Raw genomic sequence first — 14,138 nt, forward strand, 5'->3', positions numbered from 1 at the left:
CGTTTGTGCTCGCATTCACAAGCCGGCCCGCGACACCCCAGCGGCCCGCCGGTCCGTCTCCCATCGAAGGTGACCTGTGGACATCAAGACCGCCACCGCCCTCCGCCGCCTCCGCCTGGTCTCCGCCCCCGAGGCGGTCTCCTTCCTCCTGCTGCTGGTCTGCTCGGTCCTGAAGCGGACCACGGACTTCAACGCGGTGCCCGTGATGGGCGCGGTCCACGGCATCCTGTTCATCCTGTACGTGATCTTCTGGGCCGACGCCTGGAACCGCGCCAAGTGGCCGCTGGGCACCGCGGCCCTCTACTTCGTCCTCTCGGTCCTGCCCACCGGCGGCTTCTTCGCCGAGCGCAGGCTCAAGCGCGAGGCCGAGGACGCGGTGATCGCCTCCCGCGCCCGCCGCGAAGGGATCGTGAAGGCATGATCGTCGCCTTTTCCGTGACTCCGCTGGGCGTCGGCGAGGACGTGGGGGAGTACGTCGCCGACGCCGTCCGGGTCGTCCGCGAGTCCGGCCTGCCCAACCGCACCGACGCGATGTTCACCTCAGTGGAGGGGGAGTGGGACCAGGTCATGGACGTCGTCAAGCGCGCCGTCGCCGCGGTGGAGGCACGCGCGCCGCGCGTCTCCCTGGTCCTCAAGGCGGACATCCGCCCCGGCGTGACGGACGGCCTCACCGCCAAGGTGGAACGGGTCGAGAGGCATCTCGCCCAGGACGCCCGGCCGGCGCGGTAGGCACCCGGCGGCGCGTCCGGGAGTCACCCGTCCCGCGCCGCGCGGCCCTCATCCGCCGGAGACCAGTGCCATCCCCAGCGGTGTGCGTTCGTACAGCACCTGGTGCCCGTACCGGCGGGACGTGAGCAGGCCCGCGTCCCGCAGCACCGTCAGATGCGCCGACACCGACGACGGAGCAAGACCCAGCCGGTGGGCCAGAGCCGTCGTCGTCGCCGGATCGCTCAGCGCGGCCAGGACCCCGGCCCGCCCCCGCCCAAGGAGCCGCACCAGGGGCTCGCCGCCCTCCGTGCCCGGCCGCGCCCACAGGCCCGCGAGCCCCCGCGCCGGATACACCAGCGTGGGCTGCCAGGGCGGGTCGAAGCCGCTGATCACGTCCGGCCAGGAGAACACGCTCGGCATCAGGACCAGCCCCCGCCCGTCGAGGTCGCGCCCGTGCTCGCCCGGCCAGTCGATCGTCAGCGTCCGCCCGTCCCAGGACAGCCGCCGGTCCAGCTCCGGCAGCAGCGCCCCCAGGCCCACCTCGGCCAGCCGCCGCGAGTGGAAGGCCACATCCGCCTCGAGCAGCGCCCGCAGCCGCGGCCACTCCGGCTCGATCAGCGCACGCCACGCGGCCTCCATCAGATCGGCCAGCTCCCGCACCGCGCGCCCCGGATCGGCGAGCATCGCCCGCCCCCGCGACGACTCCGGCGCACCCGGCGTATCGGCGAGCGCCCGCGCCAGGTCGTCCCGCGCCGCCCCGGGGTCCGCCGCGCGCACCTGGGCGATCTCGTCCTCGAACACGGCCGCGGGCCCGATCGGCGGCGGTCCGAGGAAGTCGGGGCTGTGCCCGCGCCTGGGCATGAGCAGCCACAGCGGGGCGAGGTCCAGCCCCCGCGCGGCCTCCCGGATGCGGCGCAGCCAGTACGGGTGGTACCCGTGCCGGTCCGGCCGCCGCAGCGTCCGCACCGCCTCCTGCGTCTCCCACAGAGGCGACACCGCGAACCGGCACCGCAGGAGGTCGTCACCGCCGAAGTGCAGACGGAACGGCACGGCACCCCCAGGAAAGACGCGGCAGACGGCGAAGATTCGGCAGTGGCCGAAACTCTACGCCGACCGCCCCTCCCACCGGCACGCTGCCGCCCATGCAGCAGCAAGCTCCCGAGCCCACCCCGACCCCGCAGGCCCCGGACCGGCCCGCACCCGCACCCACGCCCGCCCCCGCCCCCGTGCCCATGGCCGAACCGGCGGCCGGCTACGCCCGGGTCTTCGCGGTACCCGAGTTCCGGGCGGTCTTCGCCGCCCACGCCCTCTCCCTGCTCGGCGTGATGGTCAGCGAGATCGCCCTGTCGGTCCTCGTCTACGACCTCACCGGCTCGCCCCTGATGAGCGCCCTCACCTTCGCGCTCGGCCTCATGCCCTACGTCATCGGCGGCACCCTCCTCAGCGGTATCGCCGACCGCTTCCCGGCCCGCCGCGTGCTCGTCGTCTGCGACCTGGTGTGCGCGGCCTGCGTGGCGCCGATGGTGGTGCCCGGAGCCCACATCGGCGTCCTGCTCGCGCTGCGCTGCGCCGTCGCCGTGGTGTCACCGGTGTTCCAGGGAACGCGGATGGCCAGCCTCACGGACATCCTCGGCGACGGCGAGCTGTTCGTCCTCGGCCGCTCCCTGCTGCGGATCGTCTCGCAGAGCGCGCTGCTCGCCGGCTTCGGCCTCGGCGGCCTGCTGCTCACCGTGGTCAGCCCCCGGCACGCCCTGCTGATCACCGTCGTCACCTTCCTCGCCTCCGCCGCCCTGCTCCGCCTCGGCACCCGGCACCGCCCCGCCCGGACCGGGCAGCCCGGCGCCCTGGTGGGCGACTCGCTGCGCGGTGCCCGGCTGGTGCTCGCCGACCGCCGGGTCCGCGTACTGCTCCTGCTGTTCTGGGTGCCGCCGATGTTCGCGGTCGTGCCGGAGGCCCTGGCGGCCCCGTACGCCGACGCGCTCGGGGCCGGCTCCGTCGGCCTTGGGCTGCTGATGTGCGGGCTGCCCGTCGGCACGATCGCGAGCGAGCTGTACGCCGGCTCCCGGCTGCGGCCGGCCGTCCGGGAGCGGATCGCCCTGCCGCTGGTCTGCCTGACCCTGCTGCCCTACCTCGGCTACGCCCTGCGCCCCGGCCTCGCCGTCTCCCTGGTCCTGCTGGTGCTCTCGGGCGCCGGGTCGGCGTACACGCTCGGCCTCGACCAGTGGTTCGTGCGGGCGGTGCCCGGGGAACTGCGAGGCCGGGCCATGACCCTGCTGACCGCCGGACTCATGACGATCCAGGGCGTGGGCATGGCGCTGGCCGGGGTCGCGGCGGAGTTCGCCGGAGTGACGGCGACCGTCGCGGGGGCCGGAGTCCTGGGGACGGTGTGCTGCGTGGGGCTGGCGGTGGCCGCCCGCCGGACCGAAGGCTGAGACGGGGCTGATCCGCATATGACCCCCGGGTAGGGTCTGGTGACGTGCCGAAGCCCCTCAGTCTTCCTTTCGACCCCATCGCCCGTGCCGACGAGCTCTGGAAGCAGCGCTGGGGAAGCGTGCCGTCCATGGCCGCGATCACCTCGATCATGCGCGCCCACCAGATCCTGCTCGCCGAGGTCGACGCGGTGGTCAAGCCGTACGGGCTGACCTTCGCGCGCTACGAGGCCCTGGTGCTGCTCACCTTCTCCAAGGCCGGCGAACTGCCGATGTCCAAGATCGGTGAGCGTCTGATGGTGCACCCCACGTCCGTGACGAACACCGTGGACCGGCTGGTCAAGTCCGGCCTCGTCGCCCGGCGCCCCAACCCCAACGACGGGCGCGGCACGCTCGCCGTCATCACCGACAAGGGCCGCGAGGTCGTCGACTCGGCCACCCGCGACCTGATGGCGATGGAGTTCGGCCTCGGGGCCTACGACGCCGAGGAGTGCGGCGAGATCTTCGCGATGCTGCGCCCGCTGCGGATCGCCGCGCACGACTTCGACGAGGACTGACGTGCACGGCTGCCCCCAGGACTGAGGGGCCGGGCCACGGGGTCGCCGCGTCACGGCCACCCGGGGCAAGATCTCCCGGAACGGGTGGTTACGCTCGTCCCCATGAAAAAGAGCGTGCTGACCCGCTACCGGGTCATGGCCTACGTCACCGGTGTGCTGCTGGTCCTGCTGACTCTCGGCGTGATCGCCAAGTACCTGTTCAAGATGGACGGCGCGGCGGGCTTCACGAGCGTCGTCGGCATCGCGCACGGCTGGCTGTACGTCGTGTACCTCGTGTTCGCGTTCGACCTGGGTTCCAAGGCCAAGTGGCCGGTCGCCAAGCAGCTGTGGGTGCTCCTCGCGGGCACCATCCCGACCGCCGCCTTCTTCGTCGAGCGCAGGGTCAGCCGCGAGCTGGAGTCCCGGCTCGCCGCGCAGGACGAGGCCCCCGCGGTCGCCGAGGCGTAGGCACGCGCCACCGCCGTACGGAACACGTACGGCGGTCAGCCGTCGACATTTACTTGGACGTCCTAGTAAATTCGAGGGTATGGACGCTGACGCCATTGAGGAGGGCCGCCACCGCTGGCAGGCCCGGTACGACGCCGCACGCAAGCGCGAGGCGGACTTCACCACGCTCTCGGGCGACCCCGTGGAGCCGGTGTACGGTCCCCGACCGGGAGACACGTACGAGGGATTCGAGCGGATCGGCTGGCCGGGGGAGTACCCCTTCACCCGTGGCCTGTACCCGACCGGCTACCGGGGGCGTACGTGGACGATCCGGCAGTTCGCCGGGTTCGGCAACGCCGAGCAGACCAACGAGCGCTACAAGATGATCCTCGGCAACGGCGGAGGCGGGCTCTCGGTCGCCTTCGACATGCCGACGCTCATGGGCCGCGACTCCGACGACCCCCGTGCGCTGGGCGAGGTCGGCCACTGCGGCGTGGCCATCGACTCGGCGGCCGACATGGAGGTGCTGTTCAAGGACATCCCGCTCGGTGACGTCACCACGTCGATGACGATCAGCGGGCCGGCCGTCCCCGTCTTCTGCATGTACCTGGTCGCCGCGGAACGGCAGGGCGTGGACGCCTCCGTTCTCAACGGCACGCTGCAGACGGACATCTTCAAGGAGTACATCGCGCAGAAGGAGTGGCTCTTCCAGCCCGAGCCGCATCTGCGCCTCATCGGCGACCTGATGGAGCACTGTGCGGCCAGGATCCCCGCGTACAAGCCGCTGTCGGTCTCCGGCTACCACATCCGCGAGGCCGGGGCGACGGCCGCGCAGGAGCTGGCGTACACGCTCGCCGACGGCTTCGGGTACGTCGAGCTGGGTCTGAGCCGCGGCCTCGACGTCGACGTCTTCGCGCCCGGCCTGTCCTTCTTCTTCGACGCGCACCTCGACTTCTTCGAGGAGATCGCCAAGTTCCGCGCCGCGCGTCGCATCTGGGCCCGGTGGATGCGGGACGTCTACGGCGCCAGGACCGACAAGGCGCAGTGGCTGCGCTTCCACACGCAGACCGCCGGGGTCTCGCTGACCGCCCAGCAGCCGTACAACAACGTCGTGCGTACGGCCGTCGAGGCGCTCGCGGCGGTGCTCGGCGGCACCAACTCGCTGCACACCAACGCGCTCGACGAGACGCTCGCGCTGCCGAGCGAGCAGGCCGCGGAGATCGCGCTGCGCACCCAGCAGGTGCTGATGGAGGAGACCGGGGTCGCCAACGTCGCCGATCCGCTGGGCGGTTCGTGGTACATCGAGCAGCTGACGGACCGGATCGAGGCGGACGCCGAGAAGATCTTCGAGCAGATCAAGGAGCGGGGGCTGCGGGCGCACCCCGACGGGCAGCACCCGATCGGGCCGATCACGTCCGGCATCCTGCGGGGCATCGAGGACGGGTGGTTCACCGGAGAGATCGCCGAGTCGGCGTTCCGGTACCAGCGGTCGCTTGAGAAGGGCGACAAGAGGGTCGTCGGCGTCAACGTCCACACCGGCTCGGTCACCGGCGACCTGGAGATCCTGCGGGTCAGCCACGAGGTGGAGCGGGAGCAGGTGCGCGTGCTCGGGGAGCGCAGGGCCGGACGGGACGAGAGCGTCGTCCGCTCCGCGCTGGACGCGATGCTGGCGGCCGCGCGGTCCGGCGCCAACATGATCGAGCCGATGCTCGACGCCGTGCGCGCCGAGGCCACGCTGGGCGAGATCTGCGGGGTGCTGCGGGACGAGTGGGGCGTGTACACGGAGCCCCCGGGGTTCTGACGGCCCGGCGCCGGGGCGGTCCCTTCCGTCCCGGCGCCCTCGTCAACCGCTCGCCGCCAGCCCGGTCAGAAGGACCCGGGTGAAACCGCGCACCCATTCCTCGTCCGCCGGTTCGGCGCTGACCAGGGTGCGGTGCACCACGGCGCCCGCGACGATGTCGAAGATCAGGCCGGCCGTGCGGGCGGCCTCCTCCGGGTCCGGCTCCGGGGGGAGTTCGCCCCGGTCCTGGGCGCGGGCGCGGCCCTCCAGGACCAGGCGTTTCTGGCGGTCCACGATCGAGGTGCGGATGCGTTCGCGCAGCGCCTCGTCGCGCGTCGACTCGGCGACCACGGCCATCAGGCCGCTCCTGGCCTCGGGCCGGGCCAGGATCTCCGCGAACTGGAGGACCACACCCTCGATGTCGGCGGCGAGGCTGCCGCGGTCGGGGAGGCGGAGTTCGTCGAAGAGTTCGGCGACGGCGTCGACCACGAGTTCGTTCTTGCCCGCCCAGCGGCGGTACAGCGTCGTCTTCGCGACCCCGGCCCGGGTGGCCACGTCCCCCAGGGTGAGCCGGGACCAGCCCAGCTCCACCAGCGCCGCCCGGGTGGCGGCCAGGATCGCCGCGTCGGCGGCGGCGCTGCGCGGCCGGCCGGCGCGGGCGGCGGAGGTGCGGCTCTGCATCCCCTGACCATAACCGGACCGAAAACGAGTGGTTCCTGTCCGGTCGTGAGAGAGATCACCGGGCCGCGCTTTCGTTCGGGCGTCCGCGGCCATTACGCTACGGGTCGTAGCGAAACGCGGGCGCGAGCCCGCGCCCGAGCGATGACCACAGGGTGCCGGGTGGGGACCGGGCGCCCGGCGCGGTACGGCTTTCCCGGCGGTTTTCACTCAGGCGGGCAGAACGGGGGAGGATAGGCGCATGCAGCCACGGAACATGTCCATGAGCGGAGTCGTCGACCTCGCCGCGGTGAAGGCGGCCCAGGAGGCTAAGGCGAAGGCGGAGCAGGCGCGCGCCCAGGCGGCCAGGGAGGGCGGCGCGGGGGCGGTCTCCCCGGCCGATCTCGTGATCGACGTCGACGAGGCCACTTTCGAGAGCGATGTCCTCCAGCGGTCGGCGGAGGTGCCCGTCGTCATCGACTTCTGGGCCGAGTGGTGTCAGCCCTGCAAGCAGCTGAGCCCGGTCCTGGAGCGACTGGCCGTCGAGTACAACGGGCGCTTCCTCCTCGCCAAGATCGACGTCGACGCCAACCAGATGCTGATGCAGCAGTTCGGCATCCAGGGGATCCCCGCGGTCTTCGCGGTGGTCGCGGGTCAGGCCCTGCCCCTTTTCCAGGGAGCGGCGGGCGAGGAGCAGATCCGGCAGACGCTGGACCAGCTGGTGCAGGTCGCCGAGCAGCGGTTCGGGCTGACCGGTCTGACCGTCGACCCGGACGCCGAGGCGGGCGCGCAGACGGCCCCTCAGGTCCCGGTCGGCCCGTACGACGCGCTGCTGAACGCGGCCTCGCAGGCGCTGGACGCCGGCGACCTGGGCGGCGCGGTCCAGGCGTACAAGAACGTGCTGGCCGACGACCCGGCCAACCCCGAGGCCAAACTCGGCCTGGTGCAGGCCGAGTTGCTCCAGCGGGTGCAGGGTCTCGACCCGCAGCGGGTGCGCAAGGACGCGGCCGAGAAGCCCGCCGACGTGCAGGCGCAGATCGTCGCCGCCGACCTGGATCTGGTGGGCGGTCATGTGGAGGACGCCTTCGGCCGGCTCATCGACACCGTGCGGCGCACCGCCGGTGAGGACCGGGACGCGGCGCGGCTGAGGCTGCTGGAACTCTTCGAGGTCGTCGGGCCCGAGGATCCGCGAGTCACGGGGGCGCGCCGGGCGTTGGCGCGGGCGCTTTTCTGATCCGGGTCAACCCTCCCGGGCCGACCGGTCGTTAAACACCGGCCTGTGATGCCCGAGTGAAAGATTGGCCGAGGAGTCGTCAGGGCGGCCGCGCTTTACCAAAACTTGGTCAACGCGGCCGCTGTTACTGGCAGTAAATCGACGGTGTGGTTCCGCCTGGTTCCGTCCGGGCATCCGCCGTTTTGTTCTCCCCTTTGTTAGCACCGAGTGTCGCCGTTCGGGGCCGGTGAGTCGCACCCCGGTCATACCGCCGTTACCAGCGAGTAACGAACCCCCTTGTGCGGGCGGCGAGAATGCACCACGATCGGCGACGCTCGGTCCATCCCCGTACCCCCGGCAGCCGGCCGGGTCCTGGGGTGCCTGGGTCCCCACCGAGCAGGGCCGGCGGCAGAGACGCCGTCCCTTTGGGCAGGGGGGTCTTCGCCGGCTGGCGAAGCCTGTCCAGCAAGGTTGTGCGTGATGCGTGTCAGGCGCGACCAGTGGTTGTCGCTCGGGGGTGATCGCCGGTGATTCGGGCGCGGTTGGCGCCACCGAGCGCGGGCGCTCTCCTTCCCGAGGACGTAGCACTTCTCCCATCCCTGCCCGGCCGAGCCGCCGGCCGGTGGTGAGCCGGGCCAGGAGATGTACGTCCGAGAAGGAGGAATTATGGAGTCCCAGGTGCGTGGCGGGACGAGATGGAAGCGGTTCGCTGTGGTCATGGTGCCCAGCGTGGCCGCGACGGCGGCGATAGGCGTGGCCCTGGCTCAGGGTGCCCTCGCCGCGTCGTTCAGCGTGTCGGGTCAGTCGTTCAAGGTGTCGGCCGACAAACTGGAAGGTGAGGGGTTCTCTCAGTACGGGGCGATCGACAAGGGGTACACCCTCGAGGGCAAGGAGACGGTGCACCCGGTCGCGGTCTCGGCGTTCAGGGACGCCAAGATCACGAATCTTTGCCAGTCCGTGGTCACCCCGAACGTTCCGGTCTTCGGTTCGGTGAGCCTCATCCTCAAGGCCGGCGGCGGCAAGACCCCGGTCAAGGCCCACAACATCTATATCGACGTCGCCGACCTGCAGGCCGACGCCACGTTCAACAACATCGACATCGGTGTTGCGGCCCAGGACGCCGGCAAGGGTCCGGGCATGAAGGGCGGCAACGAGCTGTCCAACCCCTTCGGGTTCGCCCAGCAGGCCGAGACGGCCACGCTGATCGACGTGAAGCAGACGGCGTGGGCGACCACCGCCGGAACCTTCGAGCTGAGCGGCCTGAAGATGTCGTTGTCGACGAAGGCCAAGGAGTGCTACTAGGCACTCGGTGACGGGCGGGGGAGCCGACGGCGCCCCCGCCCGTTCCACCTTCCACCCGCTCTTCACACACCCCCCACACCGACCAGCACCACCCTCATCACAGCAACGCCGCACCAGGGAGCTGTTTTCCATGAGCGCCGAGACTCCTGCCGCAGCCGGCCAGTTCACCCGCCGGAGGCTGCAGTTCCGCGCCTGGCGGGGCACACGTCCGTTCTGGGCAGGCCTGTTCGTCCTGCTCGGCGGCCTTCCGATCATGTACTTCCCGTATGCCCACCTCCAGTTGGGTCATCTGACGCTGGCGATGGCGACCACCGCGGGAGCCGGTTCCCTGATCATCGGCGTGCTGCTCGTCGTCCTGGGCATCAGCCTCTGGTTCCAGAAGCACATCAGGGTCTTCGCGGGTGTCGCGGCGATCCTGCTGGCGCTGGTGTCCATCCCCGTGTCCAACTTCGGCGGCTTCGTCCTCGGCTTCCTGCTCGCGCTCATCGGCGGCGCGATGGCCGTGTCGTGGGCGGAGGGTGTGCCGCCCGCGCCGGAGGACGCCGAACGGGACGGCCCGGTACGGGGCGGAGCCCCCGAGGCCGCGCCCGGCCCGGCGGAGGACGGCGCGGTACCGCCCGGGCCTGTGGTGGACCCGATGAGCAAGGAGGGCCCCTCCCAGGGCTTCGAGGCACTGGGGGAGAACGACCTGTCAGGAACGAGCCCGGCCAACGGGGCGAACGGGAGGCGAAGTGCCGGCTGACGAGGTGACTCACGGGACGGGAGTGGAGGAGTCCCGTGGGAGAACCGGGCCGCGCCACGCGGCACCCAAGAAGCCGCTGTTCACCAGGTTCCACATGCCGGCCGGCAAGGCGATGGCCATGGCGGCGATGCCGACGGCGGTCCTCATGGGCATGGGCTTCACGTCCACGCACGCCGTCGCCGACAACAACGCGTCGGCGCCGTCCGCCAAGAGCCTGACGGCCGATGAGTACAAGGACTGTGTCGCGGCGCTGGACGGCTCGCAGGACGAGGCCTCGGCCTCGCCGACACCGTCCGCCTCCGCGAGCGCCGGTGACGCCGCTGAGGACGGCGAGGGCGGCGAGGGCGCCACCGCGAAGCCGGCCCCCTCGGCCACGTCCGCCACGGACCAGGCGGGCGAGGACGGCCAGGGGGACCAGAACGGTCAGAAGGACGAGGGCTCCTCGCACACGCCCTCCTCGCCGGACACGGCCTCCGGCGGCAAGACCGCGCCCGAGCCGGCCCCCACCGCCTCGCAGAGCAAGCCGGACGGTTCGGCGTCCGGGGGCGGCGGCCTGCTGGGGACCGTCGGGGACGCGCTCGGAGGCCTCCTCGCCGGCGCCAAGCCGGGCTCAGGGAACTCCGGGGGCACCGAGGACTCCGGGGCCGCGCCGTCCGCCTCCGCCACGCCTTCGGCGGGCGGGACCAAGGACGCCGGCGACGGCGCCTCCGACCCGGTCGAGGACACCGCCGGGAAGGTCGCCGACACGGTCAAGGACACGGTCAAGGGCACCGTGAAGGAGACCGTGAAGGAGACCGTGAAGGAGACCGTGAAGGACACGGCCGGCACGGTGTCCGGGACGGCCGGGGAGGCCGGGAAGGCCGTCGAGGACGTCAAGGAGGCGGCCGGAGAGGCGGCCGACGCGGCGACGGCCACGCCGAACCCGTCGGCGAGTTCCACGACGGACCCGGAGAAGTGCCCGGCCGCCACCGACGCCGAGGGCGGCGTGGACAACGCCGTGCTCCTGGCCGACGACCCCTGGTACCTGGACGCCAGTTCGCTGCTGCTGAAGGGCGCCGACTACCAGGGCGTCGTGGAGGTGCGCACGGCGAGCGGACACGTCAAGAAGGTGCTGAAGTACGTCATTTCGGATGGCACCGACATCGGCGACCTGCACCAGACGGTGAAGGACACCGGGATCGGCAAGACCTACCACGTGCAGGCCGCCAAGGGCTCCACGTCCACGATCCGCAACGGCAACACGGTGATGTACACCGAGAGCATCTCCGGCAACCTGTTCGGTCTGATCCCGGTCACCTTCAGCCCGAAGAGCCCTCCGCCGCTGAACATCCCGCTGATCTACTTCACCAAGGTCAAAGTGGTCCAGGCCGCTCAGTTCGGCGGCGACCTGCACGTCCCCGGTATGCACCTGTACACCACCGACTGACCGGCCGCGGGCCCGTCCGGGAGCCGCAACACCACTGAGGGCGCCCCCTGTTCGCAGGGAGCGCCCTCAGTCGTGTGCCGGTCGGCCGAGCGGCCGTGCGCGCGGTCAGTCGCGGGTGCCGCCGCCCAGGTGGTGGACGCGGACCATGTTGGTGGTGCCGGGGACGCCGGGGGGCGAGCCGGCGGTGATGATGACCGTGTCGCCGGGGGCGAAGCGGTTGAGCTTCACCAGCTCCTGGTCGACCAGGTCGACCATCTCGTCGGTGCTGTTGACGAACGGCACCACGTGCGGCTCCACGCCCCAGCTGAGCGCGAGCTGGTTGCGGGTGGACTCGTCGGTGGTGAAGGCCAGGATCGGCTGGCAGGCGCGGTAGCGGGACAGCCGGCGCGCGGTGTCGCCGGACTGGGTGAAGCCCACCAGGCCCTTGGCGCCCAGGAAGTCGGCGATCTCGCAGGCGGCGCGGGCCACCGAACCGCCCTGCGTGCGCGGCTTCTTGCCCGGCACCAGCGGCTGCAGTCCCTTGCCGAGCAGCTCCTCCTCGGCCGCCTTGACGATCTTCGACATCGTCTTGACGGTCTCGACCGGGTAGGCACCCACGCTCGACTCGGCCGACAGCATGACCGCGTCGGCCCCGTCCAGGATCGCGTTGGCCACGTCGGAGGCCTCGGCGCGGGTCGGACGGGAGTTGGTGATCATCGACTCCATCATCTGGGTCGCCACGATCACCGGCTTGGCGTTGCGCCGGCACAGCTCGATCAGGCGCTTCTGCACCATGGGGACCTTCTCGAGCGGGTACTCGACGGCCAGGTCGCCGCGGGCGACCATCACACCGTCGAACGCCATCACGACGTCCTGCATGTTCTCCACCGCCTGCGGCTTCTCCACCTTGGCGATGACGGGGACGCGGCGGCCCTCCTCGTCCATGACCCGGTGGACGTCGGAGACGTCCTTGGCGTCGCGGACGAAGGACAGGGCGACCATGTCGCAGCCCATGCGGAGCGCGAAGCGCAGGTCCTCGATGTCCTTCTCGGACAGCGCGGGCACGTTCACCGCGGCGCCGGGCAGGTTGATGCCCTTGTGGTCGGAGATGACGCCGCCCTCGATGACGATCGTCTTCACCCGCGGGCCCTCGACGTCCACGACCTTCAGCTCGACGTTGCCGTCGTTGATGAGCACCTGGTCGCCGCGCGAGACGTCGGCCGGCAGCCCCTTGTACGTCGTACCGCAGATGTGCTTGTCGCCCGGGACGTCCTCGGTGGTGATGGTGAACTCGTCACCGCGCTCGAGCTCCACCGGACCCTCGGCGAAGGTCTCCAGCCGGATCTTCGGGCCCTGGAGGTCGGCGAGGACGGCGATGGCCCGGCCGGTCTCCTTGGCCGCGGCGCGGACCCGGTCGTACCGTGCCTGGTGCTCGGCGTGCGTTCCGTGGCTGAAGTTGAACCGGGCCACGTTCATGCCCGCGTCGATCATGGCGACGAGCATCTCGTGGGAGTCGACCGCTGGGCCGAGAGTACAGACGATTTTCGAACGGCGCATGGGGCGATCCTATCGGTTTGTTTCGCTCCGGAATATTCCGTCTGATGGAAGATACAAATGGGCGCCTCGGCGCTCAGTCGAGTGCCGGCCGGAATTTCGCGGACGTGCTCAGGCGTCCTTTCCGACCAGTGCGTAAGTCTGGGTGGCGATCTCCATTTCCTCGTCCGTGGGAACCACGGCCACGGCGACCCGCGCGCCCTCGGGCGAGATCAGCCGCGCCTCGTCGCCGCGTACGGCGTTCCGGTCGCGGTCCACCGCCAGGCCCAGGCCCTCCAGGCCCGCGAGGGCGGCCTCGCGCACAAAGGCCGCGTTCTCGCCGACCCCGGCCGTGAAGGCGACCGCGTCCACCGTGCCGAGTACCGCGTAATAGGCACCCACGTACTTCTTCAGCCGGTGGATGTAGATCTCGAACGCGAGTCGTGCGTCGTCGTCGCCCTCCTCCATCCGGCGCTGAATCTCCCGCATGTCGTTGTCGCCGCACAGACCGAACAAACCACTCCTCTTGTTGAGGAGAGTGTCGACCTCGTCCATGGACATTCCGCCGACTCGCTGCAAATGGAAGATGACGGCCGGGTCGAGGTCACCGGAACGCGTTCCCATCACCAGCCCCTCCAGCGGGGTGAGCCCCATGGAGGTGTCCACGCACCGGCCGCCACGGACCGCCGAGGCCGACGCGCCGTTGCCCAGGTGCAGCACGATGACGTTGACGTCCTCGGGCGCCCTGCCCAGCAGCTCGGCGGTCGCCCGGGAGACGTAGGCGTGCGAGGTGCCGTGGAAGCCGTAGCGCCGCACCCGGTGCCGGTCGGCGGTCCTCGTGTCGATCGCGTAGCGGGCCGCGGACTCCGGCATGGTCGTGTGGAACGCCGTGTCGAAGACGGCGACCTGCGGCAGGTCGGGGCGCAGCGCCATGGCCGTGCGGATGCCGGTGAGGTTGGCCGGGTTGTGCAGCGGCGCCACCGGGATCAGCCGCTCGATCTCGGTGAGCACGGCGGAGTCGATGACGGTGGGCTCGGTGAAGAACATGCCGCCGTGCACCACCCGGTGCCCGATCGCGGCCAGTTCGGGGGAGTCCAGGCCGAGCCCGTCCCTGGCCAGTTCCTCCGCGACCGCCTTCAGCGCGGCGTCGTGGTCGGCGATCGGGCCGCTCTGCTCGCGGCCGGCCTCCGTGGCCAGGCAGGTGTGCTTGAGCCGGGAGGTCTGCTCGCCGATGCGCTCCACCAGGCCGACGGCGAGCCGGGTCGCGTCGCGCATGTCGAGCAGCTGGTACTTCAGCGACGAGGAGCCGGAGTTGAGGACGAGGACGCGGGTCGCGGTCACGAGCGCTGGCGCTTTCTGGTCGGAGTTGTGGAGGTCTTGGGCCGC

14 protein-coding genes are annotated in these 14,138 nt (G+C 71.2%); 10 read left to right on the forward strand and 4 right to left on the reverse strand.

What is annotated here, in order from left to right; genetic code table 11:
- Positions 1–76: 76 nt before the first annotated feature.
- A complete protein-coding gene (locus OIE49_RS24510) occupies positions 77–421 on the forward strand; it encodes a DUF3817 domain-containing protein (RefSeq protein WP_326804154.1) in 345 nt (114 codons plus the stop codon).
- Positions 418–729 (forward strand): MTH1187 family thiamine-binding protein, encoded by a 312-nt coding sequence (locus OIE49_RS24515; RefSeq protein ID WP_326804155.1) that lies wholly within the window; start codon positions 418–420, stop codon positions 727–729. Before OIE49_RS24510 ends, OIE49_RS24515 begins: the two co-directional genes overlap by 4 nt.
- Positions 730–777: 48 nt before the next feature.
- Here the strand turns inward: OIE49_RS24515 and OIE49_RS24520 are convergent, their stop codons facing one another.
- Positions 778–1,758 (reverse strand): ArsR/SmtB family transcription factor, encoded by a 981-nt coding sequence (locus tag OIE49_RS24520; protein ID WP_326804156.1) that lies wholly within the window; start codon positions 1,756–1,758, stop codon positions 778–780.
- Between the two features lie 92 nt (positions 1,759–1,850).
- Between OIE49_RS24520 and OIE49_RS24525 the strand changes: the two genes are divergently transcribed.
- The 4 genes from OIE49_RS24525 (at position 1,851) to OIE49_RS24540 (ending at position 5,921) form a co-directional block, all read left to right on the forward strand.
- A complete protein-coding gene (locus tag OIE49_RS24525) occupies positions 1,851–3,140 on the forward strand; it encodes an MFS transporter (RefSeq protein WP_401786464.1) in 1,290 nt (429 codons plus the stop codon).
- A 44-nt stretch (positions 3,141–3,184) separates the two neighbouring features.
- On the forward strand, positions 3,185–3,694 hold the full coding sequence (locus OIE49_RS24530; RefSeq protein WP_100568008.1) for a MarR family winged helix-turn-helix transcriptional regulator: 510 nt from the start codon (positions 3,185–3,187) through the stop codon (positions 3,692–3,694).
- A gap of 102 nt (positions 3,695–3,796) precedes the next feature.
- On the forward strand, positions 3,797–4,141 hold the full coding sequence (locus OIE49_RS24535) for a DUF3817 domain-containing protein (protein ID WP_100568007.1): 345 nt from the start codon (positions 3,797–3,799) through the stop codon (positions 4,139–4,141).
- A 79-nt stretch (positions 4,142–4,220) separates the two neighbouring features.
- The gene (locus OIE49_RS24540) at positions 4,221–5,921 is read left to right on the forward strand and encodes an acyl-CoA mutase large subunit family protein (RefSeq protein WP_326804157.1); all 1,701 of its coding nucleotides are present in this window, start codon (positions 4,221–4,223) and stop codon (positions 5,919–5,921) included.
- Between the two features lie 42 nt (positions 5,922–5,963).
- Here the strand turns inward: OIE49_RS24540 and OIE49_RS24545 are convergent, their stop codons facing one another.
- Positions 5,964–6,581, reverse strand: a complete 618-nt coding sequence (locus tag OIE49_RS24545) for a TetR/AcrR family transcriptional regulator (protein WP_326804158.1) — start codon at positions 6,579–6,581, stop codon at positions 5,964–5,966.
- A gap of 238 nt (positions 6,582–6,819) precedes the next feature.
- Between OIE49_RS24545 and OIE49_RS24550 the strand changes: the two genes are divergently transcribed.
- The 4 genes from OIE49_RS24550 to OIE49_RS24565 all read left to right on the forward strand — a co-directional run bounded on the left by OIE49_RS24550 (position 6,820) and on the right by OIE49_RS24565 (position 11,240).
- Positions 6,820–7,791, forward strand: coding sequence for a tetratricopeptide repeat protein (locus OIE49_RS24550; protein ID WP_326804159.1), 972 nt, complete (start codon positions 6,820–6,822; stop codon positions 7,789–7,791).
- 645 nt (positions 7,792–8,436) lie between these two features.
- Positions 8,437–9,072 (forward strand): DUF6230 family protein, encoded by a 636-nt coding sequence (locus OIE49_RS24555; protein WP_326804160.1) that lies wholly within the window; start codon positions 8,437–8,439, stop codon positions 9,070–9,072.
- Between the two features lie 130 nt (positions 9,073–9,202).
- Complete coding sequence (locus tag OIE49_RS24560; RefSeq protein WP_326804161.1) at positions 9,203–9,814, forward strand: DUF6114 domain-containing protein; 612 nt, start codon at positions 9,203–9,205, stop codon at positions 9,812–9,814.
- The gene (locus OIE49_RS24565) at positions 9,804–11,240 is read left to right on the forward strand and encodes a hypothetical protein (RefSeq protein ID WP_326804162.1); all 1,437 of its coding nucleotides are present in this window, start codon (positions 9,804–9,806) and stop codon (positions 11,238–11,240) included. Before OIE49_RS24560 ends, OIE49_RS24565 begins: the two co-directional genes overlap by 11 nt.
- A gap of 105 nt (positions 11,241–11,345) precedes the next feature.
- Here the strand turns inward: OIE49_RS24565 and pyk are convergent, their stop codons facing one another.
- Together pyk and OIE49_RS24575 are read right to left on the reverse strand one after the other, a co-directional pair.
- On the reverse strand, positions 11,346–12,776 hold the full coding sequence (gene pyk / locus OIE49_RS24570; RefSeq protein WP_326804163.1) for a pyruvate kinase: 1,431 nt from the start codon (positions 12,774–12,776) through the stop codon (positions 11,346–11,348).
- Between the two features lie 108 nt (positions 12,777–12,884).
- Positions 12,885–14,093, reverse strand: coding sequence for an acetate kinase (locus OIE49_RS24575; RefSeq protein ID WP_326804164.1), 1,209 nt, complete (start codon positions 14,091–14,093; stop codon positions 12,885–12,887).
- Positions 14,094–14,138 lie beyond the last annotated feature (45 nt).

Source organism: Streptomyces sp. NBC_01788 (assembly GCF_035917575.1).
Classification (GTDB): Bacteria; Actinomycetota; Actinomycetes; order Streptomycetales; family Streptomycetaceae; genus Streptomyces.

Bases quoted from the DNA above. Each gene is read 5' to 3' on its own strand.
- OIE49_RS24560 (WP_326804161.1), top strand. From the start codon at position 9,203: ATGAGCGCCGAGACTCCTGCCGCAGCCGGCCAGTTCACCCGCCGGAGG.
- OIE49_RS24515 (WP_326804155.1), top strand. From the start codon at position 418: ATGATCGTCGCCTTTTCCGTGACTCCGCTGGGCGTCGGCGAGGACGTG.
- OIE49_RS24525 (WP_401786464.1), top strand. From the start codon at position 1,851: ATGCAGCAGCAAGCTCCCGAGCCCACCCCGACCCCGCAGGCCCCGGAC.
- pyk (WP_326804163.1), bottom strand. From the start codon at position 12,776: ATGCGCCGTTCGAAAATCGTCTGTACTCTCGGCCCAGCGGTCGACTCC.
- OIE49_RS24540 (WP_326804157.1), top strand. From the start codon at position 4,221: ATGGACGCTGACGCCATTGAGGAGGGCCGCCACCGCTGGCAGGCCCGG.
- OIE49_RS24545 (WP_326804158.1), bottom strand. From the start codon at position 6,581: ATGCAGAGCCGCACCTCCGCCGCCCGCGCCGGCCGGCCGCGCAGCGCC.
- OIE49_RS24550 (WP_326804159.1), top strand. From the start codon at position 6,820: ATGCAGCCACGGAACATGTCCATGAGCGGAGTCGTCGACCTCGCCGCG.
- OIE49_RS24555 (WP_326804160.1), top strand. From the start codon at position 8,437: ATGGAGTCCCAGGTGCGTGGCGGGACGAGATGGAAGCGGTTCGCTGTG.
- OIE49_RS24535 (WP_100568007.1), top strand. From the start codon at position 3,797: ATGAAAAAGAGCGTGCTGACCCGCTACCGGGTCATGGCCTACGTCACC.